A 26123-nucleotide genomic window follows, 5' to 3' on the forward strand; every position below is an offset into this window, starting at 1 on the left:
TCTGTTTCCGGCTCGATTTCCGGTTTGCGAACAGATATGACGCCGATAAAGTTGAAGGCAATATGAAACCACTTCAAAATCCGATGAGGACCAATGGCTGTCGTTGAAATCGAGGAAATTCCGGCGCTGCTTCAGTCCGGGCAGACCATTGCCGGACTGGATCTGGGAACCAAGACCATCGGCCTTGCGGTGTCTGATCTCGGTCTTTCCTTCGCGCATCCACGTCCCGTCATCAAACGGGTGAAATTTTCCATCGACGCACAGGTGCTTTTGAAGGCACTCGACGCCGACAAGGTCGGCGTTATCGTCATCGGTTTGCCTATGAATATGGACGGAACATCCGGTCCCCGCGTTCAGGCCACACGGGCATTTGTGCGCACCATGCAGCCGTTGACCGACCTGCCCTTCGTATTCTGGGACGAGCGCCTGTCGACGGTCGCTGCCGAACGGGCACTGATCGGTATGGACGTCTCACGCGGCAAGCGGGCCGATCGGATCGATTCGGCTGCGGCATCCTTCATTCTTCAAGGCGCACTCGACCGCCTGCACAGTATCAGGCGGTCGGCATCCGACGATTACGACGCCGGATAAAGCTGATCCAGAATCCGTTCCGCATTGTGGCGCGCATCCAGCATGCCATAGGTCGAACGCCACTGGCCGCCAAGACGGGTCTCGATGAACGCATCAGCCACATTGTCGGCGCCAATCTGACGCAATTCTGCTGCTGCAGCAGCATAGGCCAGTTGCTCGGTTAGAAGGCGTGCGACACCCGGATCGGTTTCGGTCAGCTGCAATGCAGCACGCAGCACATCAAGTGTCCCCTGTCCACGCGGACCAAGCTGCCCGCCGATCCACTCCAGCACTTCATCGAAAAGCCCCGGTGCGCGCGACAGCACACGTGCCACGTCCAGTGCCATGACATTGCCGGAACCCTCCCAGATCGCATTGACCGGCGCTTCGCGATAGGCGCGTGCGAGATTGCCTTCTTCGATGTAACCGTTGCCGCCAAGACACTCCATTGCTTCATAGAGTAATGCAGGTGCGATCTTGCAAACCCAGTATTTCACCACTGGCGTCATGCAACGGGCAAAAGCCGCCTCGGCACGATCACTGGCAGCCATATCGAAAGCGCGTGCCAGCCGCATGGAAAGTGCAGTCGCACCGGCAACATCGAGCGCCATGTCGGCAAGAACGCGCTGCATCAATGGCTGCTCGACAAGAGCCTTGCCGAATACCTGACGATAACGGCTATGGTGCACGGCTTCGGCGAGGCCTGAACGCATCAGTCCGGCCGACGCGATAGCGCAATCGAGCCGTGTCAGCGTGACCATATCCATGATCGTTTTGACGCCTTCACCGGGATTACCGATCAGATGACCGATGGCACCATCGAATTCAACCTCCGACGAAGCGTTGGACTTATTGCCGAGCTTGTCTTTCAGTCGCTGGAAAAAGAACCCATTTCCGCTTCCCTCTGAAGTCAGGCGCGGGAGCAGAAAACAGGAAAGGCCTTCTTCCGCCTGCGCGAGCGTCAGAAAAGCATCCGACATTGGTGCGGACATGAACCACTTGTGGCCGGTTATGGCATAGGTGCCATCGTCATTGCGTGTCGCGCGCGTCGTATTGGCGCGCACATCGGTTCCGCCCTGCTTTTCGGTCATGCCCATGCCAAGCGTAATGCCCTGCTTGGCAAAAGCGGGTTTCTGCGAAAAATCGTATCTGCGCGACAGGATGACCGGCGACCATTCCTTATAGATTTCCGGCGATGCCATAAGTGCTGCGAGCGACGCGCTGGTCATGGTAAGCGGGCAGAGATGTCCCGCCTCGAGCTGTGCGGTCAGGAAAAAGCGCGATGCACGCGCCTGATGACGGCGGCCGCTTTCGAGCGGATTGCCTTCCCAGATCGAGCAATGCAGGCCTGCCGCGATGGAACGGCGCATCAGCGCATGATAGGCAGGATGATACTCGACAAGGTCGATACGGTTGCCCTGCCTGTCATGCGTGCGCAATTTTGGCAGTTCGGTATTGGCGAGACGTGCAAGGTCCTGCGCTTCAGCCGACGACACAAAACGGCCCGTCTGTTCCAGATCGGCATGCAGTTCCTTCGGGAATCCTGCCGCAATCTGCATCAAGAGCGGATCGCCCAGATAGGCATTGTTGCCCGTCATGGGTGGCGTCAGGTTGGTAACGTCGTGCGTTTTCAAAAGCTCGTTCCGTATTGTGCGATTCAATTTAATTTAGGTTTCTTGCATTGCATTTGCTAAAATTTTGCCATCCCGAACACAATTTGTCGTCAGAACAGCACAGGTTTTTCTTGGTGAATCGCCTGAAGCCATTATAAGGACGGTTGCGGGACCTGCCTCATGGTCCTATACGGGTGACTTGCCATGACAAATCAAACGGTCCCTCCGCTTTTCCCTCACCGCCACCTGCTGGGCATCAAGGGGCTTTCGCCCCTGGACATTCTCTGCCTTCTTGATCTCGCCGATCAGGAAATCGCTGTCTCCAGACAGCCAGAGAAGAAAAAGTCCGTGCTTCGCGGTCGCACGCAAATCAATCTCTTCTTCGAAGCATCGACACGAACGCAATCGTCGTTCGAGCTGGCCGGAAAACGGCTCGGTGCCGACGTCATGAATATGTCTGTCGGCAACTCGTCGGTCAAGAAAGGCGAAACGCTCATCGATACAGCGATGACGCTGAACGCCATGCAGCCGGATATATTGGTTATCCGTCACGCTTCGGCGGGCGCGGCTGCCCTGCTCGCGCAGAAAGTCGGCTGTTCGGTGGTCAACGCCGGTGACGGCGCGCACGAACACCCCACCCAAGCACTTCTCGATGCGCTGACCATTCGTCGCGCCAAGGGCGGAATCGAAAACCTGATTGTCGCCATTTGCGGCGATGTGCTGCATTCCCGCGTCGCACGCTCCAACATTCTCCTTCTCAACGCGCTTGGCGCAAGGGTGCGTGTCGTCGCGCCGTCCACGCTTCTGCCTTCCGGCATGGCCGATATGAGCGTCGAAGTCTTCAATTCGATGGAAGAAGGCTTGAAAGATGCCGATGTGGTCATGATGCTGCGCCTTCAGCGTGAGCGCATGGCCGGCTCCTTCGTGCCTTCGGTACGCGAATATTTCCGCTTCTACGGTCTGGATAAAGAGAAGCTCAAAGTTGCCAAACCTGACGCGCTCGTCATGCATCCCGGTCCGATGAATCGCGGCGTCGAGATCGCATCCGACGTTGCCGACGGACCGCAGAGCGTGATCCAGCAACAGGTAGAAATGGGCGTCGCCGTGCGTATGGCCGTGATGGAAGCCCTGCTCGATCCGCGCCGTAATCCCAGTAACGGAGAAGCAGCATGAGCGCGATCCTGTTTGAAAACGCGCGCATCATCGATCCGTCGCGCGGTCTCGATGAAACCGGCAGCGTTCTGATCCGCGATGGCAAGATTGTTGCCGCCGGAGCGGATGCCCGCAATCAGGGCGCACCGGAAGGTGCAGAAATCATCGACCTGAATGGCAAGGCAGTATTGCCTGGCCTCGTGGATGCCCGCGTCTTCGTCGGTGAGCCCGGCGCTGAACATCGCGAAACCATCGCCTCGGCAAGCCGCGCGGCAGCCGCTGGTGGTGTAACCTCAATCATCATGATGCCCGACACCGATCCGGTGATTGATGACGTGGCTCTGGTGGAATTTGTCAAACGCACGGCGCGTGACACGGCTGTTGTCAATGTGCACCCGGCTGCGGCGATCACCAAAGGTCTGCGCGGCGAGGAAATGACCGAAATCGGTCTGCTGCGCGATGCCGGTGCTGTTGCCTTCACGGAAGGCAGGCAGACAATCGCCAATACCCAGCTCATGCGGCGCGCTCTGACCTACGCCCGCGATTTCAATGCCGTGATTGCCTGCGAAACGCGCGATCCGTTCCTTGGTGCGAATGGCGTGATGAACGAAGGCCTATTTGCAAGCTGGCTCGGTCTTTCCGGGAGTCCGCGTGAAGCGGAGGTGATTCCGCTGGAACGCGACCTGCGTCTAGCAGCGCTAACCAACAGCAACTATCATGCCGCACAGCTTTCCTGCGCAATGTCGGCGGAAGCCGTGCGCCGCGCCAAGGATCTCGGCGCGAAAGTAACGGCAGGCGTATCGATCAACCATTTGTCGCTCAATGAAAACGACATTGGTGAATTCCGCACGTTTTTCCGACTTTCGCCACCTTTGCGCGGAGAACAGGATCGCCTTGCTATGGTCGAAGCCGTGAAGAACGGCACCATCGATATTGTCGTTTCGGCTCATGATCCGCAGGATGTCGATACCAAACGCCTGCCCTTTGCTGATGCCGAAGCCGGTGCCATCGGCCTTGAAACATTGCTGGGGGCCGCACTTCGTCTCTATCACAATGACAGCATTCCGCTGCTGCGGCTGGTTGAAGTGCTATCAACAGCTCCAGCACGTATTTTCGGCCTTGATGCTGGTACGCTAAAGCCAGGCGCCAAGGCAGATCTTGCCATTGTCGATCTGGATGAGCCTTGGATCGTACGTGAAGAAGATCTGCACTCGCTATCCAAGAACAGTTGCTTTGAAAGTGCTCGCTTTCAAGGTCGCGTCGTCCACACCTTAGTGGCTGGCAAGACCGTTTACTCGGCTTGAAAAACACCGCATAACCCGGAACAATCATTCGAAAATTCCGGGTAGGCGGAATCAAGAAACAAGGGGACGTTCATGGCCGAACCGGGATTCCTTAGCTTGACGCTCATAGGGGCGCTCGTCTTCGGCTATTTTCTTGGCTCCATTCCATTTGGTTTGATCCTGACCCGGCTTGCGGGATTGGGCGACGTCCGGTCCATCGGCTCGGGCAATATCGGCGCGACGAACGTGCTGCGTACCGGTAACAAGAAGCTTGCCGCTGCGACGCTGATTTTTGACATGCTGAAAGGTACGGTCGCCGTTCTCGTCGCTTCACGCTACGGCCCGGACGCCGCTATTGGCGCAGGCTTCGGTGCCTTTATCGGGCATCTCTTTCCAGTATGGATCGGCTTCAAGGGTGGCAAAGGCGTCGCCACCTATCTGGGCGTCCTCATCGGGCTTGCATGGCCCGGAGCATTGGTCTTCGCTGCCGTCTGGATCGTGACGGCGCTTTTGACGCGCTATTCCTCCCTTGCGGCACTTATCGCCAGCATCGTTGTTCCCATTGCGCTCTATTCGCGGGGGTATCCAGCAATCGCAGTGCTCTTTGCGATCATGACGGTCATCGTTATCTTCAAGCATAAGGCCAACATTACGCGCCTCTTAAACGGCACCGAGAGCAAGATCGGAGCCAAGGGATGAAGGAAAGCGCGAATTCGAAAACTGGAATTCGCCTCTCTGATCGCCAGCGGCTTAACTGGCTACGCCTCATCCGAACCGACAATATCGGCCCTGTCACCTTTCGCGATCTGATTCTGTTTTGTGGCTCAGCATCAAGCGCGATAGAAATGCTACCTGATCTCAATATCAGAGGCGGCAGTGCCCGTCCGATCCGCGTTGCGTCCATGGACGACGCTGAGCGCGAGCTTGAAGCTATTGAACGCGCCGGTGCCCGTCTTGTCGGCATGGGCGAACCGGATTATCCACAGCAACTCAAGAATTGTGAGGCTCCGCCCCCTTTGGTTACGATCAAGGGGAATGCAGCCATTTTCAGCAAGCCACCCATCGCTATTGTCGGTTCACGTAATGCTTCGGTGATTGGCGCACGTTTTACCGAGCGTCTGGCACATGATCTTGGCGAGGCAGGATTTGCTGTGATTTCCGGACTTGCCCGCGGCATTGATGCCGCTGCGCACCGCGCAAGCATGAAAACCGGTACCGTAGCAGTACTTGCAGGTGGACTTGACTGCCCCTATCCGCCGGAAAACCTTCCACTCTATCACGCCATACCAGAACAAGGTGGCGCGCTCATAAGCGAAATGCCAATGGGCGCAGAGCCACGCTCGCGTGATTTTCCACGCCGCAATCGGATTATTGCAGGCTTGTCGCTGGGTTTGATCGTCGTCGAAGCAGCAGAGCGTTCCGGCTCGCTTATCAGCGCGCGTATGGCCGGGGACATGGGACGCACCGTGTTCGCTGTTCCTGGCTCTCCGCTTGATCCTCGTGCGCGCGGCACAAATCTGCTTCTGAAACAAGGTGCGACACTGGTTACCGAAGCAAACGATGTCATTGAAGCACTCCGGCCGCTGGCCGGTCCAAACGCCTATCAGGCGAATATACCAGCACAGCCCGATCTTTTATCTCCAGCGTTGGAAGAACCGGAATCGCTCCAACCGTTCGCAACGGAAGAGCAAAGAGACATCGTTATCGATGCGCTCGGTCCTGTACCGACCGACATTGACACCCTCGTTCGTCACACGGGTATGGATACTGGAGCTGTTCAGCTCATTCTGCTGGAACTGGACTTGGCAGGGCGGCTCCATCGATATGCCGGCAATCAGGTGGCATTGGTTCCGATGGAGTGACGACTGTTACGACCCGGCCTCATTGTGAAGCGCTTCCCGAGCCTCAATGAGAGCTATTTCGATCATATAAGCCAGCAACACATAATTCGTACTTTTCGCCATCAAACTGAGCTGTTCAAGCATCTGCTCTATATATGCTACCGTCTCGGAGCGAGTCGCGGTTTCCATATCCTCACCGTCTTCCATCTCTGGAAAACTCGCCGTATCATCCATACCTATCTCCTCGAGAGATAAACTCGATTTCTTCATACCCTATGCTACTATTGGTTTCATTCAACTTAACAGCAATCTTAAGTTGTATTTCGTGATTTTTGTTGTCCTGCTCTTGACCAAACGCTGCCCGCTGTTCATGTGAAGGCAACGAATTTCACGCGGAGAGGAGGTATTTTATCTCCATGGGGCGCGAATCTGGGCTGCTTTAAATGAACGTCGTCGTTGTCGAATCGCCTGCCAAGGCTAAAACCATCAATAAATATCTGGGCTCGAACTATAAGGTTCTGGCCTCGTTCGGTCATGTGCGGGACTTGCCAGCCAAGGATGGCTCGGTTCGTCCCGACGAAGACTTTGCAATGTCGTGGGAGGTGGATAGCAATTCCTCCAAACGCCTTGCCGATATTGTCAAAGCGCTGAAAGACAGCGATGGCATCATTCTCGCAACCGATCCGGATCGCGAAGGTGAAGCCATTTCCTGGCATGTGCTTGAAGTGCTCAACCAGAAAAAGGCGCTCAAGGGCAAGACAGTCAAACGTGTGGCTTTCAATGCCATCACCAAGAAGGCTGTTCTGGATGCCATCGCCAATCCGCGCGACATCGATGAACCTCTGGTCGATGCATATCTTGCACGCCGTGCACTGGATTATCTTGTCGGCTTCACGCTTTCGCCAGTTCTGTGGCGCAAACTGCCGGGCGCGCGCTCGGCTGGCCGCGTTCAGTCAGTGGCGCTGCGTCTCGTTGCAGATCGCGAATCCGAGATCGAACGCTTCATCCGTGAGGAATACTGGAATATCGCGGCGTTGTTGAAAACGCCGCGCAATGACGGTTTCACCGCCCGTCTCACTGCCGTTGACGGCAAGAAGCTCGGCAAACTCGATATCAAGAATGGTGAACAGGCAACGGCCATTCGCACCATGCTGGAAGGCGCAAGCTTCAAGGCTCTTTCTGTCGAGGCAAAGCCAACCAAGCGCAATCCGGGGCCGCCATTCACCACATCAACCTTGCAGCAGGCCGCATCCGGCCAGCTCGGATTTTCTGCCTCGCGCACCATGCAAGTGGCGCAGCGACTTTACGAAGGTGTCGATATTGGCGGCGAGACTGCCGGCCTGATCACCTATATGCGTACCGATGGCGTGCAGATAGCTCCAGAAGCCATCAATGCGGCCCGTGACGCCATCGGCAAAAGCTTCGGCGCAAAATATGTGCCGGAAAAGCCGCGCTATTATTCCAGCAAGGCAAAGAACGCACAGGAAGCGCACGAAGCCATCCGGCCAACGGATTTCTCGCGTCACCCGAAGGATGTGCGTCGCTATCTCGATGACGATCAGGCGCGGCTCTATGAGCTCATCTGGAAGCGCGCCATCGCCAGCCAGATGCAGGCTGCCGACATTGAGCGTACAACCGTCGACATTGAGGCGGTCAACAGTTCGCGCTCGGCCATGCTGCGCGCCAATGGGTCTGTCACTAAGTTCGATGGCTTCCTCGCAGCCTATATGGATCATCGCGAAGAAGAGGACGACGACGAGGATAGTGCAAAGCTGCCGGAAATTCGTTCCGGTGAAGCTCTGGCGCGCGAGAAGATCGATGCGACCCAGCATTCGACCGAACCGCCGCCGCGCTATTCGGAAGCTTCGCTCATCAAGAAGATGGAAGAACTCGGTATCGGTCGTCCTTCGACCTATGCCGCGACTCTGGCCACGCTGCGTGATCGCGAATACATCACCATCGACAAGCGCAAGCTCATTCCGGAACCCAAGGGTCGTCTGGTCACCGCCTTCCTCGAAAGTTTTTTCGAGCGCTATGTGGAATATGATTTCACGGCAGACCTTGAGGAAAAGCTCGATCTTATTTCGGACGGCAAGCTTTCCTGGAAAGACGTTTTGCGCGATTTCTGGCGCGACTTCTCGGGTAATGTCGATGACATCAAGGAATTGCGCGTCACCAATGTTCTCGACGCACTGAACGAAGAACTGGCGCCGCTGGTGTTCCCGGCACGAGAAGACGGTAGCGATCCGCGTTCGTGCCCGACCTGCGGCACAGGAATGCTGTCGTTGAAGCTTGGGAAATACGGTGCATTCGTCGGCTGCTCCAACTATCCCGAATGCAAGTATACCCGCCAGCTCGGCGGAGACGCCAACGGCGAATCTGCTGCTGCGGACGAACCGAAATCGCTCGGCAAGGACCCATTCACCGGTGAGGAAATCACTGCACGGACCGGTCGTTTCGGCCCCTATGTCCAACGTGGCGAGGGCAAGGAAGCAAAGCGCGCCAGCCTTCCGAAAGGCTGGACCGTCGACACGCTCGACCATGAAAAAGCCGTTGCGCTTCTGTCACTGCCGCGCGACATCGGGCAGCATCCAGAAACCGGCAAGATGATCTCCGCTGGTATCGGTCGCTACGGGCCTTACGTCAGCCATGACGGCACGTTCGCCAACCTGGAGAATGCCGAAGAGGTCTTCTCCGTCGGCCTCAATCGCGCCGTGTCGGTTCTGGCCGACAAACAGTCGAAGGGTGGCGGTCGTGGCCGCTCCACGCCGGCTGCATTGGCGACACTTGGCGACCATCCTGACGGTGGTTCGATCACTGTTCGCGACGGTCGCTATGGGCCTTATGTCAACTGGGGCAAAGTCAACGCCACTTTGCCGAAGGGCAAGGACCCGGCAAGTGTCACGCTGGAAGAAGCGTTGGCTCTGATTACGGAAAAGGCCGGGTCTTCCAAGAGTAAAAAAACCCCTGCCCGCAAGGCTTCAGCCAGCACTGAAAAGAAAGCTGCTGCAAAAAAGCCCGCGGCCAAGAAGGCACCAGCAAAAGCCAAGTCGACAGCCAAGCCGAAAGCCAAATCCAAGGCCGAGACGGTAGAGGAGTAGCAATTGGCACGCCGTTTTTCCAAATCCGATACCGGTCGATCCGCACGGACCGAACGGCGTGCAGCCAAAGCAAAATCTGCCGATGGGAACAGCGATCCCAATGCGTTTCTGCCAACCCGCGAAGAGGTTCTCAAATATATTGAAGAGAATCCTGACCGGGCAGGCAAGCGCGAACTGGCAAAAGCATTCAACATCAAGGGCGATGCGCGGGTTTATCTGAAAGATCTTCTACGCGAACTTTCTGATGAGGGTCTGGTTGAAAAACGCGCCCGCAAACTGTCTCGCCCTGGCGCACTACCTGCCGTTACTGTGCTTGATATTACAGGACGCGACGAGGATGGCAGCTTGCTCGCACGTCCGTCGGAATGGGACGAGGCCGGTTACGGCAAACCACCTATTGTCCTGATCCGCCGCACCCGATTGAATAAAGCTTCGGAAGGCGGTCCCGCAGTGGGCGTCGGGGATCGCGTTCTGGCGAAAATATTCCGCAGTGAAGATCGCGACGGACCGGATTATACCGCCCGCGTCATGAAGCGTCTCGAGCACCGCACGAACGCGGTGCTGGGTATTGTTCGCAAGCTCGGCAACGGTGAATGGCGGTTGGACCCGGTAAACAGAAAACAGCCTGAGGTGCAGCTCGATCCGGCACAGCTGGAAAATGCTGAAGCCGGTGATCTTGTTGAAGTGGACCTGATTTCCTCGCGTCGTCAGGGATTGCCGCGCGGCAAAGTTCGACAGGTGGTTGGGTCTATCGATAGCGAAAAAGCCCTGTCGATGATTGCCATCCATGAGCATGAAATTCCGCATGTTTTCCCGGCTGAAGCGCTGAGCGAAGCAGAAGCCGCCCAGCCTGCGACGATGGACGGTCGGGAAGACTGGCGCGACATTCCGCTTCTCACCATTGATCCGGCTGACGCCAAAGATCATGACGACGCCGTTTACGCCGAGCCGGACAAGGATCCTGAGAATCCGGGCGGCCAGATTGTCATCGTGGCTATCGCTGACGTCGCCGCCTATGTCCGTCCAGATTCCGCGCTTGATCGTGAAGCACAGAAGCGCGGTAACTCGGTCTATTTCCCGGACAGGGTCGTGCCGATGCTTCCCGAACGGATTTCAAACAATCTTTGCTCGCTGCGCGAACTGGAAGATCGCCCTGCCCTTGCGGTCCGTATGATCTTTGCGGCTGACGGGCGCAAGAAATCGCACAAGTTCCATCGCATCATGATGAAATCGGCGGTTAAGCTTGCCTATTCGCAAGCCCAGGCTGCCATTGACGGCGCGCCGGATGACAAGACCACGCCCATTCTCGACGGCATACTAAAACCGCTGTGGGGCGCCTATGCTGTGCTGAAGCGTGGGCGCGATGCTCGCGAACCGCTGGAACTCGATTTACCGGAAAAGAAAATCCTGCTCACGCCCGATGGCAAGGTAGACAAGGTTATCGTTCCTGAACGGCTCGATGCACACAAGCTTATCGAAGAGTTCATGATTCAGGCGAATGTCGCTGCTGCAGAAACATTGGAAGCGCACCGTCAGCCGTTGATTTTCCGCATTCATGATGCTCCGGCTCTTGCCAAACAGGAAACCCTACGTGAATTCCTGCGTACGCTTGATCTGAGTCTTGCCAAAGGCGCGGAGCTGCAACCCGCGCAGTTCAACCGGATTCTTGAAGCCGTTGAAGGCTCGGATCATCAAGAACTGGTCAATCAGGTCGTGCTGCGCACACAAAGCCAAGCGGAATATAACCCTGATAATATCGGACATTTCGGCCTGCATTTGAGCCGCTATGCGCATTTCACCTCGCCGATCCGCCGTTATGCCGATCTCATCGTTCACCGCGCTCTGATCAAGGCCCTGAACCTTGGAAGTGACGGACTAACGACAGAGGAGGAAGCGCATCTCGAAGAAATCTCCGCGCTCATCTCCTCGACCGAACGTCGCGCCATGCTGGCCGAGCGTGAAACTGTTGACCGTCTCATTGCACATTTTCTCGCCGCACATCTTGGAGACGAATATGAAGGGCGCGTGACGGGCGTAACGCGGGCCGGTCTTTTCGTGAACCTTGCGACATATGGCGCGGATGGGCTGGTACCCATTTCAACTTTAGGTCATGAATACTATTTATATGACGAAGCGAACCATGCGATTGCCGGTGAACGGAGCGGTAAAGGCTTCCGGCTTGGTGATACAGTGACGGTTCGGCTTGTAGAAGCGCTCCCCGTTGCGGGCGCGCTTCGCTTTGAGATGGTTTCGGAACCGCATCCCCTGCCGATGGCGACCCGCTCGCATCATAAGGCAAGCCGGACGATGCGTGGGCGAAGGGGTAAACCCGCGGGTATTCCGCGTCAGAAGAGAAGAGGTCGCTGATGAGCACGCTAGAGGCCAATTCCGCGCAGAATGTTCAGGTTTTCGGTGGCGAAAGCCCCAAGGCCGCTCACCCGAAACGCCCTTTGGGTGAAGCTATGTGGCGCGGCTTTCGCGGACGTTGCCCGCATTGTGGTGAAGGAAAGCTTTTCCGGTCGTTTGTGAAGCCAGTGGCGCAGTGTTCCGTGTGTGGCGAAGACTACACGGAACAACGTGCCGACGACCTTCCTGCATACCTCACCATTCTGATCGTGGGGCACGTGGTTGTAGGCGCTTTCATGGGTGTGGAAGCAACCACCAATCTGCCACTCTGGGCTCATATGGCGATCTGGGGACCGTTGACTGTGATCATGTCGCTGCTGCTGCTTCAACCTATGAAGGGAGCGACCATCGGCCTGCAATGGGCGCTCTACATGCATGGTTTCGGAGGTAAGGGCGAAGGTGAATATGGCGACGTGACCTGAAGGTCACCATGACTGCCATGGTTCAGCCCCCGTCCACTTCAACTAAAGCCGTGAAAGCTTTGCGACCGCGTGATGCCGCATCCCTTTTGCTTGTCGACCGGTCGGGCAGCAAGCCGCGAATTCTCATGGGCAGACGCCACGCCAGCCTCGCCTTTATGCCCGGAAAGTTTGTTTTTCCGGGTGGTCGTGCCGATCCTGTAGACGGCGCTATCGCTGCCGCGGCTGAACTGAATAGTAATGATGTTGCCAAGCTGCTCGCAGGCATGGGGGCTCGTGCATCGATGCGTCGCGCCCGTGCACTCGGCCTATGTGCCATTCGCGAAACCTTTGAAGAGACTGGCCTTCGCATCGGGCAAGCGATCTCAGCACCGGTTGCTTTGCCCACACATCACGACTGGTCGACCTTCCTCGATAAAGGCATGATGCCGGCTTTGGACAGCCTGCGCTATTTTGCTCGCGCGGTAACGCCCCCGGACTATGTTCGCCGTTTCGACACCCGTTTTTTTATCGCATTTCGCGATCATATACCGGAGCTCGATCAGCAGCCACTCGTTCCCAGTGGCGAACTGGAAGACCTCGATTGGGTTTCCATTGATCAAATCGATACACTCGACGTCGCTCATATTACTCAGGCGATCTTGAAAGAAGCGCGCGTGCTTCTAACGGATACCGAATTTGAACTGCCAGCCACCTTGCCGGTGGTACAATATTGGAAGCGGCATGGCCGCTTCATTCGCGAAGTGATCTGAACCCGATGAATAAAGAAATCCAACCCGCCGATCTTGTCCCGCAAGAACCTGGCGGCAGGCCGGCTGAGGGCCAGATGCACTGGCGTTCGCTTGCAGCAGCCATTGCCACGATCAGTGCAGTTGGTGCAGCAATTGGGCTGGGCATTCCGCTGTTGAGCGTTCTTCTGGAAAGCCGCGGTCATTCCGCCAGTCTGATAGGCGCTAACACTGCCGTGGCAGGACTGGCATCCATCGTTGCGGCTCCCCTTGCCGCCCCCATCGCCGCACGACTGGGTGTGGTCAAGGCGATCTTCCTTATGCTCATCATCGGAAGCGGAGCCTTTCTCGGCTTCCACTTCTTTCAACCGCTCTGGGCGTGGTTTGCGCTGCGCATCGTCCTGCATTTCGCGTTGACCGTGCTTTTCGTTTTGTCCGAGTACTGGATCAACGCCTCCGCACCACCTGAAAAGCGCGGGCTCGTGCTTGGAATCTATTCAACATCACTTTCGCTGGGCTTTGCGCTCGGACCGTGGTTGTTCTCGAAAATCGGGAGCACGGGCGGACTGCCTTTCTATGTCGGCTTCGTCATCATCCTGATCGCCCTCATACCGGTTGCATTCGCATGGCGCGACAGTCCCGATTTCGAAGAAGGCGAACACGTACCGTTCCTACCCTTCATCTTTGCCGTTCCGACTGCAACCATGGCTGTCTTTGTTTTCGGCGCTGTGGAAACGGGCGGCTTTGCCCTCTTTCCAGTCTTCGGAGCGCGTATCGGTTATCCGGAAGCAGACGCAGCACTTCTGCTTACGATGATCGGCCTCGGCAATGTGTTGATGCAGATTCCATTAGGCCTTGTCAGCGATCGCATTTCGGATCGCCGCAAACTTCTGCTCTTCTGCGCCACGACGGGCCTGATCGGTATGATCGCCCTGCCCTATCTCATGCAGCACTGGTATCTCATGGCAGCCATTCTGTTCCTGTGGGGTGGTGTAGTGGCTGGTCTCTATACGATCGGCCTCGCGCATCTCGGCTCCGAGCTGACGGGACGTGAGCTGGCATCCGCCAATGCCGCTTTCGTGTTCTGTTATGCCATCGGCATGCTTGCAGGACCGCAAGCCGTTGGTGTCGGTATGGACATGCTGGGACCAAAAGGATTCCCCATGACTCTCGGTGTGTTTTTTGCCGCATATGCACTCTTTGCAGCAGGAAGGCTGCTTTTGAGGAAGAAGCGGGCTTGACTTTTCGCCGCCAATACGTAGTGTCGCGCCAAATTTCCGCTGCCGGATGAGATTACCGGAATCGCTGGAGGTTTCCATCCATTGAGCATGATCCCGAGAATTGGGAACCGATTTTCGGCAAGATCATGCTCCGGCAAAGATACAGAGCAGGTAATTCGATATGGCCAAGGCTACGACGATCAAGATCAAGCTTTTGTCGACCGCTGACACCGGCTTCTTCTACGTAACGAAGAAGAACAGCCGCACGATGACGGAAAAGATGACAAAGACCAAGTACGACCCGATTGCGCGCAAGCACGTCGAGTTCAAGGAAACGAAGATCAAGTAATTCGTTTTCGGTCGTCATCGACAAGATGATTGAAATAAAAAGCCGTCTCTTTCGAGACGGCTTTTTTGTTTCCAGCTTCGTGGATTCTTCAGGCTGCCGAAGAGACAATGCGGTTGCGACCACCTTTCTTTGCCTGATAGAGCGCAGCATCTGTCCTCGAGAAAAGAGCGTCAGCGCTATCCCCCATCAGCCTCAGCCCTGCAACACCCATACTGATGGTCAAGTTGACCTTGTGTTTGCCGTTGGCAACCGCAAAGGGCGTGTCTGACACAGCAATCCGGATTCGCTCGGCAACAGCCTTCGCAGCCTCCACATCGCTATCCGGCAGAACGACGACAAACTCCTCCCCGCCGTAGCGACACATGAGATCCATCCCACGAATATTCTTGCGCAGGCGCGTCGCAAATTCGCGAAGAACATCGTCACCAGCATCATGCCCGTACTGGTCGTTGATCCGTTTGAAGTGATCGAAGTCGAGCATGATGACTGACAATGGCCGCTCGCGCCCCATGGCGCGGGTCAGCAGGACAGGCATATGTGTATCGAGATAGCGGCGGTTGTGCAGCCCTGTGAGACTATCCGTCACCGCCATGGTGATCGTACGGTTCAGGCTCTGCCGCAGTAAATCGTTATAACACTTCCGTTTGATCTGGGTTCGCAAGCGCGCAAACAGCTCCAGCTTCTCAAGCGGACGCATCAGATAGTCATTTACGCCAAGCTCCAGCGCACGCACCACGAGCGCGCCCTCATCTTCCCGAACAACGAGAATGATCGGCACCAGCCTTGTGCGTTCAATGGTTCGCAACTGCGAACAAAGGCGCAGCGGATCGTAATAAGTGAAGTTGGCTGAAACAACGATACTGTCGTAATCCGTATCTATCGCCCGGATCAAAGCCGTGTTGGCATCGCTGGCCACATCGACACGATAGGTCTCTCCAAGAATGAGACGAAGGCGTGCAGCCGCCAGTTCGTCCTCATCAACTATGAGAATGCGGGCGACCTCATCCTTATCGGCATAATTCCCGCCCATCTTGCTTGCCAGCAGCGTTTCCACTTCAGCGTCCGCAACCGTGCCCGTTCGCTGGAAAAGCTCATCAGAGACCAGTTTCAGCCGCGCCAGGCTCTTCACACGCGACAATAACTGAAGATCGCTGACGGGCTTTGACAGAAAGTCGTCGGCGCCAGCTTCAAGGCCGCGAATCTTGTCATCGACACCATCGAGCGACGTCACCATCACAACAGGAATATTGGACGTACGTGGATCATCTTTCAATCGACGACACACTTCAAAACCGTCCATCTCCGGCATCAATATATCTAGAAGAACGACGTCAATCTGGCCGCCCAGACAAAGCTCAATGGCTTCAGGACCGCTATAAGCCGTAATAACCTCATAATATTCGGAGAGGAGCCTTGCCTCGAGGAGCTTTACATTGGAATCCACATCGTCAACGACGAGAATTCGTGCAGTCATGATGCCCCTCGCCCTGATTTCCGCTAAGCGTCGCCCAAATAGGATTTGATTGTCTCTATGAAGCGCGGCACCGATATCGGCTTGGATATATAGGCTTCACAGCCGCCCTGCCGAATACGCTCCTCGTCGCCCTTCATTGCAAAAGCCGTCACGGCAATAACCGGAATGTGCCGCAACTCGTCATCGTCTTTCAGCCATTTTGTGACTTCCAGTCCCGACACCTCGGGAAGCTGTATGTCCATGAGAATCAGATCAGGTCGATGTTCGCGCGCAAGATCGAGCGCCTCAAGCCCGTTTCTCGTCCGGATGGTCTCATATCCGCTGGCTTCGATAAGATCGCGAAACAACTTCATATTGAGTTCGTTGTCTTCGACAATCATCACGCTTTTCGGCATCGAAAATTCCTTGGTCTTATTCCCTGCAGCAACCCGGCATTTGCTCGATTTTCTTATCCGCCAGAGAGTCCCCACTTCTTAGACTGCGGGTAGTTTAACCTCATTTCATTGATGAAAGGCAAATAATTCCATTGTTCCTCGACTGAGCGACCGTTACACATTCGGCAAAGCAACAGAAAAAGCGGAGAAACCACATGAAAACGCTGATGAGCCAGGCGGATGCGGAAGCGATCGCCATTGAAGCGTTGGCGTGGTTGGCTCAGGACAAGGACCTGCTGCCTCGCTTCCTCGCCCTGACAGGCATTGAAGCTGCGTCGATCCGGCAGGCAGCACGTGAACCTGGCTTTCTGGCGGGGATATTACAATTTTTTCTGACACATGAGCCGACGCTGCTGCGCTACTGCGAAGAGGCCGGCCGTGATCCGGCAACAATTGAGAAAGCCTTGTCATATCTGCCCGGCGGGCTGAACCAGCACCTTTAGAAAAGACTTCGATCCGCAAATTAAAAGCCCGACACTGCCGGGCTTTTTGCTAACTATTCAGCAGCAGGATTTGCTGCAGAAACCTGGGCTTCATTCGAAACCGACAATACGTTCAACTCGTGCTGCTTGCCATCGCGTGCCGTCCAGGAAATCGACTGGCCGGGTGCAAGGCCGATCAGCGCAGTACCGATAGGCGTGAGAATCGAAATTTTGCCCTGCGCGATATCCGCTTCGCCCGGATATACCAGAGTCACCCGACGCTCCTGCCCGTCATTGGAGCGAAACTCCACAGTAGAGCCCATGTGAATCACATTCTGCGGCAAACGCTTCGCAGGAACGACTTTCGCGCGGTCAAGTTCAACCATCAACTCCTCGGCGATCTCCTCGAGACGTTCCGAAACGTTTGTGGCCAGCCCCATCAGACGTTCATAGTCGATTTCGCTAACAACGATATTGGGCTTCTTGCGATTCTTTCCGCTCATGGCGAGTGCTCACTGCTGTTGAAAGGTAATAAGTCTCCGTGCTGTTTCTGCACGAAGCCGTTCAGATTGATTTTAATGAAAGCGCTTATTTGAAATCCGCTTTTGGACAAGCGGCGTACCGTCCCCCGGAGTTCCCCTGCGCTAGGCAGAACTCGAGGGTAGCTATCCCGTGATCGGATAAACCCGATGAAGTATGGATGCAAAACGGTTGTTCATATTGCTAAACTTGGTGATATTCCCGGCAATGTCAAGTGTAAGACCAACCGGGATGATATATCCCCATGGCACTTCGGCCTTTCGATGCTATAAAAGGATGTTCCTTTTATGTTCATCAGACGGTTCGTCCTCATGGCTGACACCATTGCACCTAACAGTTCGGAAAAAGGTGTATGCCGCGACTGCCTTGCGCCGCAAAAATCGCACACTGGCAGACGATGCCATGCATGCGGCAGCCCTCGCCTTCTCCGTCACAGCGAGCTTTATAAGCTCTCTCTGGCACACATTGATTGCGACGCTTTTTACGCATCAGTTGAAAAGCGGGACAATCCGGAACTGCGGGACAAACCGCTCATCATCGGCGGCGGAAAACGCGGCGTGGTATCGACGGCCTGCTATCTTGCCCGTATTCATGGCGTGCGATCTGCCATGCCCATGTTCAAGGCACTGGAAGCCTGTCCCGACGCCGTCGTCGTTAAGCCAAACATGGAAAAGTATGTTCGCGTCGGTCGTGAAGTGCGGCAAATGATGCGTGACCTGACGCCCCTCGTTGAACCTCTTTCCATCGATGAGGCTTTTCTGGATCTGAGCGGCACGGAACGCTTGCATAAGGCTCCACCCGCAATCGTTCTCGCAAGTTTCGCCAAACGCGTAGAGGATGAGATAGGCATTTCCGCCTCGATCGGACTATCCTATTGCAAGTTTCTGGCCAAGGTTGCATCAGATATCGAAAAGCCGCGCGGTTTTTCCGTTATCGGTGAAGCAGAAGCCCTGACGTTTCTGCGAGACCGATCCGTCAGCACGATCTGGGGAGTAGGCAAGGCTTTCGCAGCCAAACTGGAAAGTGATGGAATCAGGTCGATCGGCCAACTCCAGACGATGGAAGAAGGTGCACTTGTGAAGGCGTATGGCACTATGGGGCAGCGTCTTTACCGTTTGTCACGAGGACAGGACAGCCGCAAGGTCGAGCCGGACCATGATATGAAAAGCGTTTCGGCAGAGACAACCTTCAACAATGACTTGTCGGATGCCAACGATCTCGTTCCTGTTCTTCGGGCGCTCGCCGAAAAGGTCTCGCGGCGACTGAAAGCAAGTGAAATAGCCGGGCGTACTGTCGTTTTGAAGCTGAAAACACACGACTTCAAATCGCGTACGCGCAATCGGCAGCTTTCCGATCCGACCCAGCTCGCGGATAGAATCTTCCGCCACGGATTGCAGCTTCTCGAAAAAGAACTCGATGGTACACGATTTAGATTGCTAGGGATTGGGGTTAGCGAGCTTTCTTCAAGTGATCGCGCCGATCCGCCCGATCTAGTAGACACTCAGGCCACCAAACGCGCCGTCGCCGAAAATGCCATCGACAAGCTGCGAAACAAATTTGGATTGAGTGTTGTCGAAACCGGCTATACCTTCTCCAAGGGCAATCTGGCGCGCCCGCAAATGCCGCCAGATCGAGACGACCAGCATTGAAATTACAAAGCGCGAAGAAACCTTTGTAGAAATCTTCTACATTTGGCTCTAACGGCTTGACGAGACCGATCTGTATCAATATTGGAACGGGCCAAGGCGCTACCAACTGATTTGGCAACTGCCTTACGGAAGGCCTCGTGGCGGAGTGGTTACGCAGAGGACTGCAAATCCTTGCACCCCGGTTCGATTCCGGGCGAGGCCTCCAATATTTCCATATATAAAATCAATAGACTATTGAGATCAGCGTCGAATTCGACATGGCAAGCCTTGTTGCATCATGTTGGAAGTTAATGCCTATAAATTACAAATGGTTACGCAAAAATTGGGCGAACCCGTGTGACATCGAGCGGAACATACTTGGCTCTGTTTGTTGTCGTGAACAAAACAAAAGCTTCGGCAGGTGAAGTCTAAAGAAATTGCAGACATGTTTGGTGGTATTTGTGTTCGTGTAACGCGCAATAAATACGTAATTTGGACGCTTTGTAATTTCGACAGAATTGGCAAGCGCAATCCCGCTATTGCCAGATGAGAAATATTTCAAACACTTCTGAACTCCAACGGCGCAAGAACAAGACTTTGCGGCCACTATTCATATCAGCTGACTAAGAATCACGCCCGTACCGGCACTACAGAGCGCAACAAGCACCAAGAACCTCGGTATCGAAAGTTGCTCGATCCATTCAATCGCTCGTATACGAGGCGCTTCTATGCCTTTCTTATCAAACATTATCCCCTCCCACTATTTTTGTATATTTTTATCATACGGTCAAAATTTGTCACCCGTCACTTTAGTTTAGAACGAGATCAGCTATTTACCGATGTGTAAGAGCACCAAGCACCGCGAGAAAAAATTGAGAAACCATTGAAAAAAATGACGCATGTATTGTATGACTGATTTGATGCATCGGGCGGGACATAAACTATACTTGGCAGGAGAGCCAGCTATGTCACCGAAGCTTAAAGCTGCCCTTGTGGGTGCAGTCATCGCAGTTGTTGTCGGCTTTGCCGCATCGCAAGGACTGATCAGCCAACAGACAGCAGAAGACATAAAAACCAAGACAAATGAGGTCCTTGCAGAAGAACCCGCACCAGTACCTCAACAGCCTGCTCCCGCGCCTGCCGAAGCTACTCAGCCGCAAGAAAACGATACGCCGGCACAATAAGGCTCAAGGCGACTTCAACCCGTTGCTTCCGTCAGCATCGAAACCCGGATCAACCCGTACGAAGCGCCCAAAGAAGCGTCCGGTCAGAACTGTCGGTACAAAGATTGGCTCTGCGGGATAATCGTGGCCACAGTTTGCTTCGCTTGACCGAGGCCATATTATTCAGCGTCCGACCGTCTTCCGCCTGGGTACACAGAACCGCAGCTCAGCAAACGAGATATCCTGTTCAAGTCAACGGCAACAATCTTATCCGCCACGGCATCGGACTTGACCACCTTGGTGTGCGGACCAACGTCTATCAGTGCAGCATGAATGCCACTGCGGAAGCCATCGTTGACACTAACGCCAGAGCATCTCTCCTAGATTCAGCAAAAGCGGGCGATATGGAACCAGAGGTAGGTCACAAGTACGAGGTTGCCAGCAGGTGCTTAGATTACCCCTCAAAATTCGACTTTTATCTCGTATGGCAAGTCCAGTGTAGTGTAAATTTCGTTCGTTTTAGCGCGGAAGAGCTCAATAGAATCGGAGAAGTTATCCGTCCCGCGCCTCCCACAATAGTGAGGCGTTACAAGAACTTTTCCTGGAATCAACGACAGCTGAAACTAAGAGTTACGATGATTTCATACGGCATACTCACCAAACTTGATCATATCAAGTTGGTCTTCTCGACAGATCACCCAACCTTCAGTGACCTCTCGAAGAGATCGTGAACCAACGCTCCCCCACACGAGTGACTGGCCATTCAATTGACCTGCCATTACTGACTATCAATGTTACCTAATGTTTGTAACACGCCGAATTGTTATCGGATCAACTGAACAAACATGTGGGCGCAGACCGCGATTACAAAGACTGCGGCGAAGCCGGATTCGAGACGAAAATACCAAGGCATTGCCACTCTCCAATCATGGTTAACAGACAGCTAACCAACGCGCGAAGAACGATTTGGTTCAAAATGCTTCAGCAAGAATGAATATCGTCACCCGTTAAAGGGCGCATCATAGATTCATCGCTATCTATCCGCTTTGAATTGAGATGATGCCGGCGAGCTCACATGGAGGGATTCTGATCGTTCGCGAAGGTAATGGCCAACCGTACAATGCCTGCGCTCTCAAGCGCTTAGCTACGCCGTCCCGACAAACTCGCTAAATCGTTAGCGTGCCCTTACACCGCAATCAATAGAGTGTCCAAGTAGTTCGGTCACGCACCAAAGTGCACTGCGCCAGAAACTTCGTTTTGAATGCAGTGGAAAATTGAGCAACCTCATGAAATGAAGTGGCTCCCCGGGCCGGATTCGAACCAGCGACCAACCGGTTAACAGAGGGTTGCGATCGATATTTCAAGAGATATTCTGAGACGCTGTGAAAGTTTAATTCACAATGAATACAGCTATTTAGATGCATCTCCTCATGTCAAGCTCTGTCAACACATCTCGACATAGCTCGCAAAATTCCGTAGATCATTCCGTAGATCATAGTAACCGGTTGGTCGAGGGACACAATGCCGAAGCTGGAACTCACGGACAAAACAATCAAGGCCGCGAAAGTATCGGAAGGTACTCGTAAGCTGGATTTATTCGACACGCTGGCACGAGGACTATGTATCCGCGTTGGTGCTGGTGGGGTGAAGACGTTTTACTTCGTCTATAGTGACGCATCTGGAAAACGTGTTTGGAACAAGCTTGGCGAGTACGGGGAGCACACCGGGCAATTTACGCTCGCCGCAGCACGGAAACAGGCCAAGGAGCTTCGTGGATATGTCGCCGGAGGAAATGACCCGGCAGCGGAGAAACGCTCCGAGCGAGCCGCTCTGACGGTTTTTGACATGGTCGAGAATTATCTCACCCGCGCCGTTGCCAGCCGCCGCTCCGTTGACGAGATCGCACGCCGTCTACGAAAGAACGTCAGCGGCAAAGATTCAGAAGGCAACCCCCTTGTAGACGATAAGGGGAAAAGCACCGCATCAGAAGGCGTCATAGGTAACGTGAAACTTTCCGACCTCCACCGTCGCGACCTGACCAAGTGCATTGACGCTTTGAAGGATCGCGGTGCACACGTTGAAGCGAACAGACTCTTTGAGGATATTCGCGCCATGGTTCGGTGGGCGCGAGGCCGAGGCGATCTTGACGAGAACCTGACCGAGAACATGCGGAAGCCGACCGAGACCGCCCCTCGTGAGCGCTGGTTGACCGAGGACGAGATTAAAATCGTCTGGAAGGCCCTGCCCGATGCCGACATGCGCGAAAGCACCCGCCGCATCATCCGCCTTTGCCTTATCACAGGCCAGCGCGTTGGCGAGGTCAGCGGCATGACCCGCGAGGAGCTTTCGGACGATGCAACGCTATGGACGATTCCGGGCGAGCGAGCGAAGAACAAACAGCAGCATAAGGTGCCGCTTTCTAGCCTCGCGATGCAGATCATCCTAGAGCAACAAGCCGATGTTGAGGCACTGGCAGCACGGAAGGGCCGCGACGTGCCGGACGAGATTTTCCCGTCCCCGGGATTCCATGGCCCCGCCGGGGCCGACAGCATCCCGAAGGCGTTAAAGCGCTTGGACGTCAACGGCAATGTTCTTGGCGTTCCTGCATGGACGCCTCACGACCTTCGCCGCACCTGTGCCACGCACATGGAGATGCTCGGGGTGTCGCCTCATGTGATCGGCCACTGCCTGAACCATATCAGCACGACCAAGGCCACCGTCACGACGGCAGTTTATGCGAGGTACGATTATGCGAAGGAAAAGGCCGAAGCACTGTCTCTTTGGTCGGATCGGTTGACGGCAATCACCAGCGGCAGCGGCGCAAAGGTTCTGCCAATGCGGAAAAACGCGAAATAACCCAGATTATTCTGGTATTCCTAATTAGGGTTAAGTCTCAATGGCTTAGCCCTTTTTTATTTAGCTTTGCTCGAAATAAATGCGCAACGTACCGAAAAATATTTTTACCCTGTGGATAACTTTGCCATTCGTGGAATGGCGTTCAATTTATCACGATATAACAATGGCTTAAAGTATAATTCAAAGTGTATTATTAGTACGTAACGTATTTATTTATACGGAGTGAATTAAAAGCACGGTTCTACGTGTCAGGAAAAAACAAAAAACTCTTGCATGGTCTCAATTGCATGATGCAGATTAATAGCGCAACAACAAGAGAGGCTATGACATGAACAACGCAAACCAAGAAGTACTTACGAATGAGCCTAAAAAGACCCTGACAGAAGATCGTCTACTTGACAAAGCGGAAGCCCGTGCCCGACTCGGACGTATATCCGAAGCAACGTTTTACCGTTTGCAGCAATCGGGTCAGTTGAAGAAGCCGCTTAAGCTCGGCAATCGATCATTCTGGCGTGAAAGCTGGCTGGAAAGCTTCGTCGCAGGGCGGGAGGCTTCTCAATGACCACCACCACCACCGAACACCACGCCGCCGAAGTCGTCGGCCATCTCGTCGACGTCAATGACCTCGTCGAAGCAATTTCATCCCTTAGCGCCTGCATCGCAGCTGATCCCGGAATCTCACGCGCATCACAAAACGCCGCCGCCAGCATCGTGGCGTTGTGCCAGAGGATCGACATTGCGCTCGTGAAACTCTGCGAGCTGGAGGAAACACAACAATGAAATACGCGCACACCAGCAAAACCACCCGCCTGATGTTCAACGAGCGCGGCATTCGCAAACAGATCGCGCTTGAGCAACGCATTCGCCGCAAAGCCGCCCGCATGGGTGCCGGAGTGCATCACAGCCGCAAAGGGGGCTGGTTCCTTCTGTCGGAGCCCGGGCGCGCCGACCTCGATATAGCTGGACCCATGCTCGACACCGAACTCGAGTCCTTGCTCAACCGGCTAATCGAGGCAGACGCCGCAAACAAAAACCCCGCGCTGGCAGGAACCTCGCGCGGGGCAGAAATCCTCTCTGGAAGCACCATCAAGGAGAATGCACAATGACAAATTTGATCCAGGGTTTCAAGCATAGCCTTCGTTTCGCAGCGTGGGCCGTGCTTCTGGGCAACGCCGGTAACATGGCCGATGCAATTGCGAGGGCCGGACAATGACCCAGCTAAAAGAAAAGCCTGTGACCGGCGGCAACCGGTTGCAGGGCGACGACGAAACGAGCGTGATGTCACAGTACTCGAAAGCGCTGGAGGCAGCGACAGAGGCATTACTTGAGGATTCCAAGGCTGATGATTTTAACGCTAAGGCCTATTACAAATCGCTGCCGACGTTCGCGTATTTATTCGGAATCACGCTTGCAGACGCCCGCAGCATTTTCAACGCGACGAAACCGAAGGCGAAACCCGCCCGGTTTATATGGCTGGAATCCATAAACCGCCGCCGAGAATTGGGCGTACGTGCGCTTCGTGTTGCCAATGCGATTTTCTTCTCCACCGGAGCGCACGGCTATTGCTGGCCGTCGCAGAGCCGCCTTGCCGATCTGGCAGGATATGAGGATCCAGCGGAGATACGGCGCGGCCTCACCGTGCTGATAAGGCACGGTATGCTTCGTTCGCTCAAGGTTTACAATTTGCCGAAGCATTTAGCCGAGATTGCCACACGCCCAGTGAAGCAAAACGGCTCTGGCAGATCGTTGCGCGGGACCGCCTATTCCATCGTTGCGCCAACCGAGTGGGAACGGCACGAAAAAAGGACGTCACGTCCCTCCAACATGAGGGACACGGAGTCCCTTCTTAATCTTAAGAGTAACCCTAAATCTCTTCGCGATGGGATTCCAACTCAATCGTCTGGTGCTAGTTCTGATACGTCGCAGAATGTGGCACCGTTTATACAGGGCACTGATCTGGCAGAACTTGACTCCTACATAGGGGGATTAAATGGTTGAAATTGTTATATTTCCCAATGATCTGGAAAACCGCGCCCGGTTGTTTGCAGCGGAGATAAACGGGCAGCGTCAAGCGATCCAGCATCGCGAGATCAGACATGAGGCTGGTCGCCTTGGCGAGAGCGTCATCAAGAACGGCGGCGAGCGCTGGCAGGGCGTCCGCGTCGAAGATCACTTTCGAGCTCTAGTTTTGCGGCGGCTTGCCGAACTGAAGGGGTCAAATCATGCCCACCCCGCACCACTGCTAGCATTCGCCGCAGGAGGCAGACCATGACCCATAACCACGAAATTGAAAGCATGGCGCAAGACGCCGTCGCCGTCATCGAAGCCGAAACCGTATTCGAAGGCATCCGGTTTGCATCGGGCGACATGCTGACGATAGCGCTGGAGAGACCGCGCAAAAGCTTCGCTGTCATTCGCAGAGTCGGCGAGCAAATCGATGTCATGTCGCTGCATGACGACAGAGCGTCCGCCGTGAACCGCGCCAAAATGATCGTAGACCTGATCAAAGAGGAAAAGGCCATGGACGCAGAGGGGCCGAAGGCCGGAGGGCCGGTACAATGAGGACGCCCAAGGTAAAGCCACAGCCGAAGGAAGACGCAACGATAGCCGTTATCCCTATGACTGACGTTCGGTTGCAATGGGCTTCTGATGGAGTGCACCGCGACGGACTACCTGAAGGCAATCCCGACACACAGTTCGGCGTCTGGCAGTTTGGATGCCTGCTATGCATGACGCCGGTTCATCACGTCGCCGTCAACGTCGCGTTGCTCCAAGCCGGGGATGAACACAACGTCGTCGATCTATCGACCGAGACGATCTTGCTTGCCGGACAAGAGACGTGGGCGCAGTGGCCGACCGGCTGAGCCAGCGCTGGCATGGGGGTGTGGCTCTAGGTTCTTTTACCCCCCACCCCCTCCCGCCCA

At 54.9% G+C, this 26123-nt stretch carries 27 protein-coding genes and 1 tRNA gene; 23 read left to right on the top strand and 5 right to left on the bottom strand.

Annotated elements, in window-relative coordinates; genetic code table 11:
• Positions 1–93 precede the first annotated feature (93 nt).
• The gene (gene ruvX, locus OANT_RS18930; RefSeq protein WP_012093047.1) at positions 94–591 is read left to right on the top strand and encodes a Holliday junction resolvase RuvX; all 498 of its coding nucleotides are present in this window, start codon (positions 94–96) and stop codon (positions 589–591) included.
• Here ruvX and OANT_RS18935 read toward each other — a convergent pair.
• Positions 576–2204, bottom strand: a complete 1629-nt coding sequence (locus OANT_RS18935; RefSeq protein ID WP_041545665.1) for an acyl-CoA dehydrogenase family protein — start codon at positions 2202–2204, stop codon at positions 576–578. The two genes, ruvX and OANT_RS18935, sit on opposite strands and share 16 nt — an antisense overlap.
• Positions 2205–2387: 183 nt before the next feature.
• On the opposite strand from OANT_RS18935, the gene OANT_RS18940 reads away from it, so the two are divergent.
• The 4 genes from OANT_RS18940 (at position 2388) to dprA (ending at position 6480) form a co-directional block, all read left to right on the top strand.
• Positions 2388–3356 (top strand): aspartate carbamoyltransferase catalytic subunit, encoded by a 969-nt coding sequence (locus tag OANT_RS18940; RefSeq protein ID WP_012093049.1) that lies wholly within the window; start codon positions 2388–2390, stop codon positions 3354–3356.
• Positions 3353–4639, top strand: coding sequence for a dihydroorotase (locus OANT_RS18945; RefSeq protein ID WP_012093050.1), 1287 nt, complete (start codon positions 3353–3355; stop codon positions 4637–4639). Before OANT_RS18940 ends, OANT_RS18945 begins: the two co-directional genes overlap by 4 nt.
• Positions 4640–4711: 72 nt before the next feature.
• The gene (gene plsY / locus OANT_RS18950) at positions 4712–5317 is read left to right on the top strand and encodes a glycerol-3-phosphate 1-O-acyltransferase PlsY (RefSeq protein ID WP_010658867.1); all 606 of its coding nucleotides are present in this window, start codon (positions 4712–4714) and stop codon (positions 5315–5317) included.
• Positions 5314–6480, top strand: a complete 1167-nt coding sequence (gene dprA / locus OANT_RS18955) for a DNA-processing protein DprA (RefSeq protein ID WP_012093051.1) — start codon at positions 5314–5316, stop codon at positions 6478–6480. The genes plsY and dprA overlap by 4 nt, the downstream gene beginning before the upstream one ends.
• Positions 6481–6486: 6 nt before the next feature.
• Here the strand turns inward: dprA and OANT_RS18960 are convergent, their stop codons facing one another.
• Complete coding sequence (locus tag OANT_RS18960) at positions 6487–6693, bottom strand: hypothetical protein (protein ID WP_040128683.1); 207 nt, start codon at positions 6691–6693, stop codon at positions 6487–6489.
• Positions 6694–6902: 209 nt separating this feature from the next.
• On the opposite strand from OANT_RS18960, the gene topA reads away from it, so the two are divergent.
• From topA to rpmG, 6 genes are all read left to right on the top strand, one after another.
• Positions 6903–9560: a type I DNA topoisomerase gene (gene topA, locus OANT_RS18965; RefSeq protein WP_012093053.1), complete on the top strand. Its 2658-nt coding sequence runs from the start codon at positions 6903–6905 to the stop codon at positions 9558–9560.
• Between the two features lie 3 nt (positions 9561–9563).
• Positions 9564–11927, top strand: coding sequence for a ribonuclease R (gene rnr, locus OANT_RS18970; protein WP_012093054.1), 2364 nt, complete (start codon positions 9564–9566; stop codon positions 11925–11927).
• Complete coding sequence (locus OANT_RS18975; protein WP_010658872.1) at positions 11927–12388, top strand: DUF983 domain-containing protein; 462 nt, start codon at positions 11927–11929, stop codon at positions 12386–12388. Before rnr ends, OANT_RS18975 begins: the two co-directional genes overlap by 1 nt.
• 8 nt (positions 12389–12396) lie before the next feature.
• Positions 12397–13137, top strand: coding sequence for an NUDIX hydrolase (locus tag OANT_RS18980; protein WP_012093055.1), 741 nt, complete (start codon positions 12397–12399; stop codon positions 13135–13137).
• A 74-nt stretch (positions 13138–13211) separates the two neighbouring features.
• The gene (locus OANT_RS18985) at positions 13212–14354 is read left to right on the top strand and encodes an MFS transporter (RefSeq protein ID WP_010658874.1); all 1143 of its coding nucleotides are present in this window, start codon (positions 13212–13214) and stop codon (positions 14352–14354) included.
• Between the two features lie 160 nt (positions 14355–14514).
• A complete protein-coding gene (rpmG, locus tag OANT_RS18990) occupies positions 14515–14682 on the top strand; it encodes a 50S ribosomal protein L33 (RefSeq protein ID WP_002966024.1) in 168 nt (55 codons plus the stop codon).
• Between the two features lie 88 nt (positions 14683–14770).
• Here the strand turns inward: rpmG and OANT_RS18995 are convergent, their stop codons facing one another.
• Complete coding sequence (locus OANT_RS18995) at positions 14771–16156, bottom strand: PleD family two-component system response regulator (RefSeq protein WP_012093056.1); 1386 nt, start codon at positions 16154–16156, stop codon at positions 14771–14773.
• Between the two features lie 23 nt (positions 16157–16179).
• Positions 16180–16551: a response regulator gene (locus tag OANT_RS19000; RefSeq protein WP_010658876.1), complete on the bottom strand. Its 372-nt coding sequence runs from the start codon at positions 16549–16551 to the stop codon at positions 16180–16182.
• Positions 16552–16745: 194 nt separating this feature from the next.
• Here OANT_RS19000 and OANT_RS19005 point away from each other — a divergent pair, with 194 nt between their 5' ends.
• The gene (locus OANT_RS19005; RefSeq protein WP_012093057.1) at positions 16746–17033 is read left to right on the top strand and encodes a DUF3572 domain-containing protein; all 288 of its coding nucleotides are present in this window, start codon (positions 16746–16748) and stop codon (positions 17031–17033) included.
• 53 nt (positions 17034–17086) lie between these two features.
• Here the strand turns inward: OANT_RS19005 and rnk are convergent, their stop codons facing one another.
• Positions 17087–17515, bottom strand: coding sequence for a nucleoside diphosphate kinase regulator (gene rnk / locus OANT_RS19010; protein WP_012093058.1), 429 nt, complete (start codon positions 17513–17515; stop codon positions 17087–17089).
• Positions 17516–17863: 348 nt separating this feature from the next.
• Between rnk and OANT_RS19015 the strand changes: the two genes are divergently transcribed.
• From OANT_RS19015 to OANT_RS19070, 11 genes are all read left to right on the top strand, one after another.
• Positions 17864–19201, top strand: a complete 1338-nt coding sequence (locus tag OANT_RS19015) for a DNA polymerase IV (RefSeq protein ID WP_040128682.1) — start codon at positions 17864–17866, stop codon at positions 19199–19201.
• Positions 19202–19332: 131 nt separating this feature from the next.
• Positions 19333–19406: transfer RNA gene (locus tag OANT_RS19020), tRNA-Cys, on the top strand.
• A gap of 739 nt (positions 19407–20145) precedes the next feature.
• Entirely contained in the window at positions 20146–20364 is a 219-nt protein-coding gene (locus tag OANT_RS19025; protein ID WP_040128300.1) for a hypothetical protein, read from the top strand.
• A gap of 1500 nt (positions 20365–21864) precedes the next feature.
• Positions 21865–23199 carry a tyrosine-type recombinase/integrase gene (locus OANT_RS19035; RefSeq protein ID WP_012093061.1) on the top strand — a complete coding sequence of 445 codons (1335 nt, stop codon included), beginning with the start codon at positions 21865–21867 and terminating at the stop codon, positions 23197–23199.
• A gap of 328 nt (positions 23200–23527) precedes the next feature.
• A complete protein-coding gene (locus OANT_RS19040; RefSeq protein ID WP_012093062.1) occupies positions 23528–23761 on the top strand; it encodes a helix-turn-helix transcriptional regulator in 234 nt (77 codons plus the stop codon).
• Complete coding sequence (locus tag OANT_RS19045) at positions 23758–23979, top strand: hypothetical protein (RefSeq protein ID WP_041545669.1); 222 nt, start codon at positions 23758–23760, stop codon at positions 23977–23979. The genes OANT_RS19040 and OANT_RS19045 overlap by 4 nt, the downstream gene beginning before the upstream one ends.
• Complete coding sequence (locus tag OANT_RS19050; protein WP_012093063.1) at positions 23976–24305, top strand: hypothetical protein; 330 nt, start codon at positions 23976–23978, stop codon at positions 24303–24305. The genes OANT_RS19045 and OANT_RS19050 overlap by 4 nt, the downstream gene beginning before the upstream one ends.
• A gap of 103 nt (positions 24306–24408) precedes the next feature.
• Positions 24409–25197, top strand: a complete 789-nt coding sequence (locus tag OANT_RS19055; RefSeq protein ID WP_012093064.1) for a helix-turn-helix domain-containing protein — start codon at positions 24409–24411, stop codon at positions 25195–25197.
• Positions 25190–25471, top strand: a complete 282-nt coding sequence (locus tag OANT_RS19060) for a hypothetical protein (RefSeq protein WP_012093065.1) — start codon at positions 25190–25192, stop codon at positions 25469–25471. The genes OANT_RS19055 and OANT_RS19060 overlap by 8 nt, the downstream gene beginning before the upstream one ends.
• The gene (locus OANT_RS19065; protein WP_012093066.1) at positions 25468–25761 is read left to right on the top strand and encodes a hypothetical protein; all 294 of its coding nucleotides are present in this window, start codon (positions 25468–25470) and stop codon (positions 25759–25761) included. Before OANT_RS19060 ends, OANT_RS19065 begins: the two co-directional genes overlap by 4 nt.
• Positions 25758–26063: a hypothetical protein gene (locus tag OANT_RS19070; protein ID WP_012093067.1), complete on the top strand. Its 306-nt coding sequence runs from the start codon at positions 25758–25760 to the stop codon at positions 26061–26063. The genes OANT_RS19065 and OANT_RS19070 overlap by 4 nt, the downstream gene beginning before the upstream one ends.
• Positions 26064–26123: the final 60 nt, after the last annotated feature.

The sequence above is a fragment of the Brucella anthropi ATCC 49188 genome (assembly GCF_000017405.1).
Lineage (GTDB): Bacteria > Pseudomonadota > Alphaproteobacteria > Rhizobiales > Rhizobiaceae > Brucella > Brucella anthropi.

Excerpts from the sequence above, each read along its gene's own strand:
- ruvX (WP_012093047.1), top strand. The coding sequence starts at position 94 with ATGGCTGTCGTTGAAATCGAGGAAATTCCGGCGCTGCTTCAGTCCGGG.
- OANT_RS18940 (WP_012093049.1), top strand. The coding sequence starts at position 2,388 with ATGACAAATCAAACGGTCCCTCCGCTTTTCCCTCACCGCCACCTGCTG.
- OANT_RS18945 (WP_012093050.1), top strand. The coding sequence starts at position 3,353 with ATGAGCGCGATCCTGTTTGAAAACGCGCGCATCATCGATCCGTCGCGC.
- plsY (WP_010658867.1), top strand. The coding sequence starts at position 4,712 with ATGGCCGAACCGGGATTCCTTAGCTTGACGCTCATAGGGGCGCTCGTC.
- dprA (WP_012093051.1), top strand. The coding sequence starts at position 5,314 with ATGAAGGAAAGCGCGAATTCGAAAACTGGAATTCGCCTCTCTGATCGC.
- OANT_RS18960 (WP_040128683.1), bottom strand. The coding sequence starts at position 6,693 with ATGGATGATACGGCGAGTTTTCCAGAGATGGAAGACGGTGAGGATATG.
- topA (WP_012093053.1), top strand. The coding sequence starts at position 6,903 with ATGAACGTCGTCGTTGTCGAATCGCCTGCCAAGGCTAAAACCATCAAT.
- OANT_RS18975 (WP_010658872.1), top strand. The coding sequence starts at position 11,927 with ATGAGCACGCTAGAGGCCAATTCCGCGCAGAATGTTCAGGTTTTCGGT.
- OANT_RS18980 (WP_012093055.1), top strand. The coding sequence starts at position 12,397 with ATGACTGCCATGGTTCAGCCCCCGTCCACTTCAACTAAAGCCGTGAAA.
- OANT_RS18985 (WP_010658874.1), top strand. The coding sequence starts at position 13,212 with ATGCACTGGCGTTCGCTTGCAGCAGCCATTGCCACGATCAGTGCAGTT.
- rpmG (WP_002966024.1), top strand. The coding sequence starts at position 14,515 with ATGGCCAAGGCTACGACGATCAAGATCAAGCTTTTGTCGACCGCTGAC.
- OANT_RS18995 (WP_012093056.1), bottom strand. The coding sequence starts at position 16,156 with ATGACTGCACGAATTCTCGTCGTTGACGATGTGGATTCCAATGTAAAG.
- OANT_RS19000 (WP_010658876.1), bottom strand. The coding sequence starts at position 16,551 with ATGCCGAAAAGCGTGATGATTGTCGAAGACAACGAACTCAATATGAAG.
- OANT_RS19005 (WP_012093057.1), top strand. The coding sequence starts at position 16,746 with ATGAAAACGCTGATGAGCCAGGCGGATGCGGAAGCGATCGCCATTGAA.
- rnk (WP_012093058.1), bottom strand. The coding sequence starts at position 17,515 with ATGAGCGGAAAGAATCGCAAGAAGCCCAATATCGTTGTTAGCGAAATC.
- OANT_RS19015 (WP_040128682.1), top strand. The coding sequence starts at position 17,864 with ATGGCTGACACCATTGCACCTAACAGTTCGGAAAAAGGTGTATGCCGC.
- OANT_RS19025 (WP_040128300.1), top strand. The coding sequence starts at position 20,146 with ATGTCACCGAAGCTTAAAGCTGCCCTTGTGGGTGCAGTCATCGCAGTT.
- OANT_RS19035 (WP_012093061.1), top strand. The coding sequence starts at position 21,865 with ATGCCGAAGCTGGAACTCACGGACAAAACAATCAAGGCCGCGAAAGTA.
- OANT_RS19040 (WP_012093062.1), top strand. The coding sequence starts at position 23,528 with ATGAACAACGCAAACCAAGAAGTACTTACGAATGAGCCTAAAAAGACC.
- OANT_RS19045 (WP_041545669.1), top strand. The coding sequence starts at position 23,758 with ATGACCACCACCACCACCGAACACCACGCCGCCGAAGTCGTCGGCCAT.
- OANT_RS19050 (WP_012093063.1), top strand. The coding sequence starts at position 23,976 with ATGAAATACGCGCACACCAGCAAAACCACCCGCCTGATGTTCAACGAG.
- OANT_RS19055 (WP_012093064.1), top strand. The coding sequence starts at position 24,409 with ATGACCCAGCTAAAAGAAAAGCCTGTGACCGGCGGCAACCGGTTGCAG.
- OANT_RS19060 (WP_012093065.1), top strand. The coding sequence starts at position 25,190 with ATGGTTGAAATTGTTATATTTCCCAATGATCTGGAAAACCGCGCCCGG.
- OANT_RS19065 (WP_012093066.1), top strand. The coding sequence starts at position 25,468 with ATGACCCATAACCACGAAATTGAAAGCATGGCGCAAGACGCCGTCGCC.
- OANT_RS19070 (WP_012093067.1), top strand. The coding sequence starts at position 25,758 with ATGAGGACGCCCAAGGTAAAGCCACAGCCGAAGGAAGACGCAACGATA.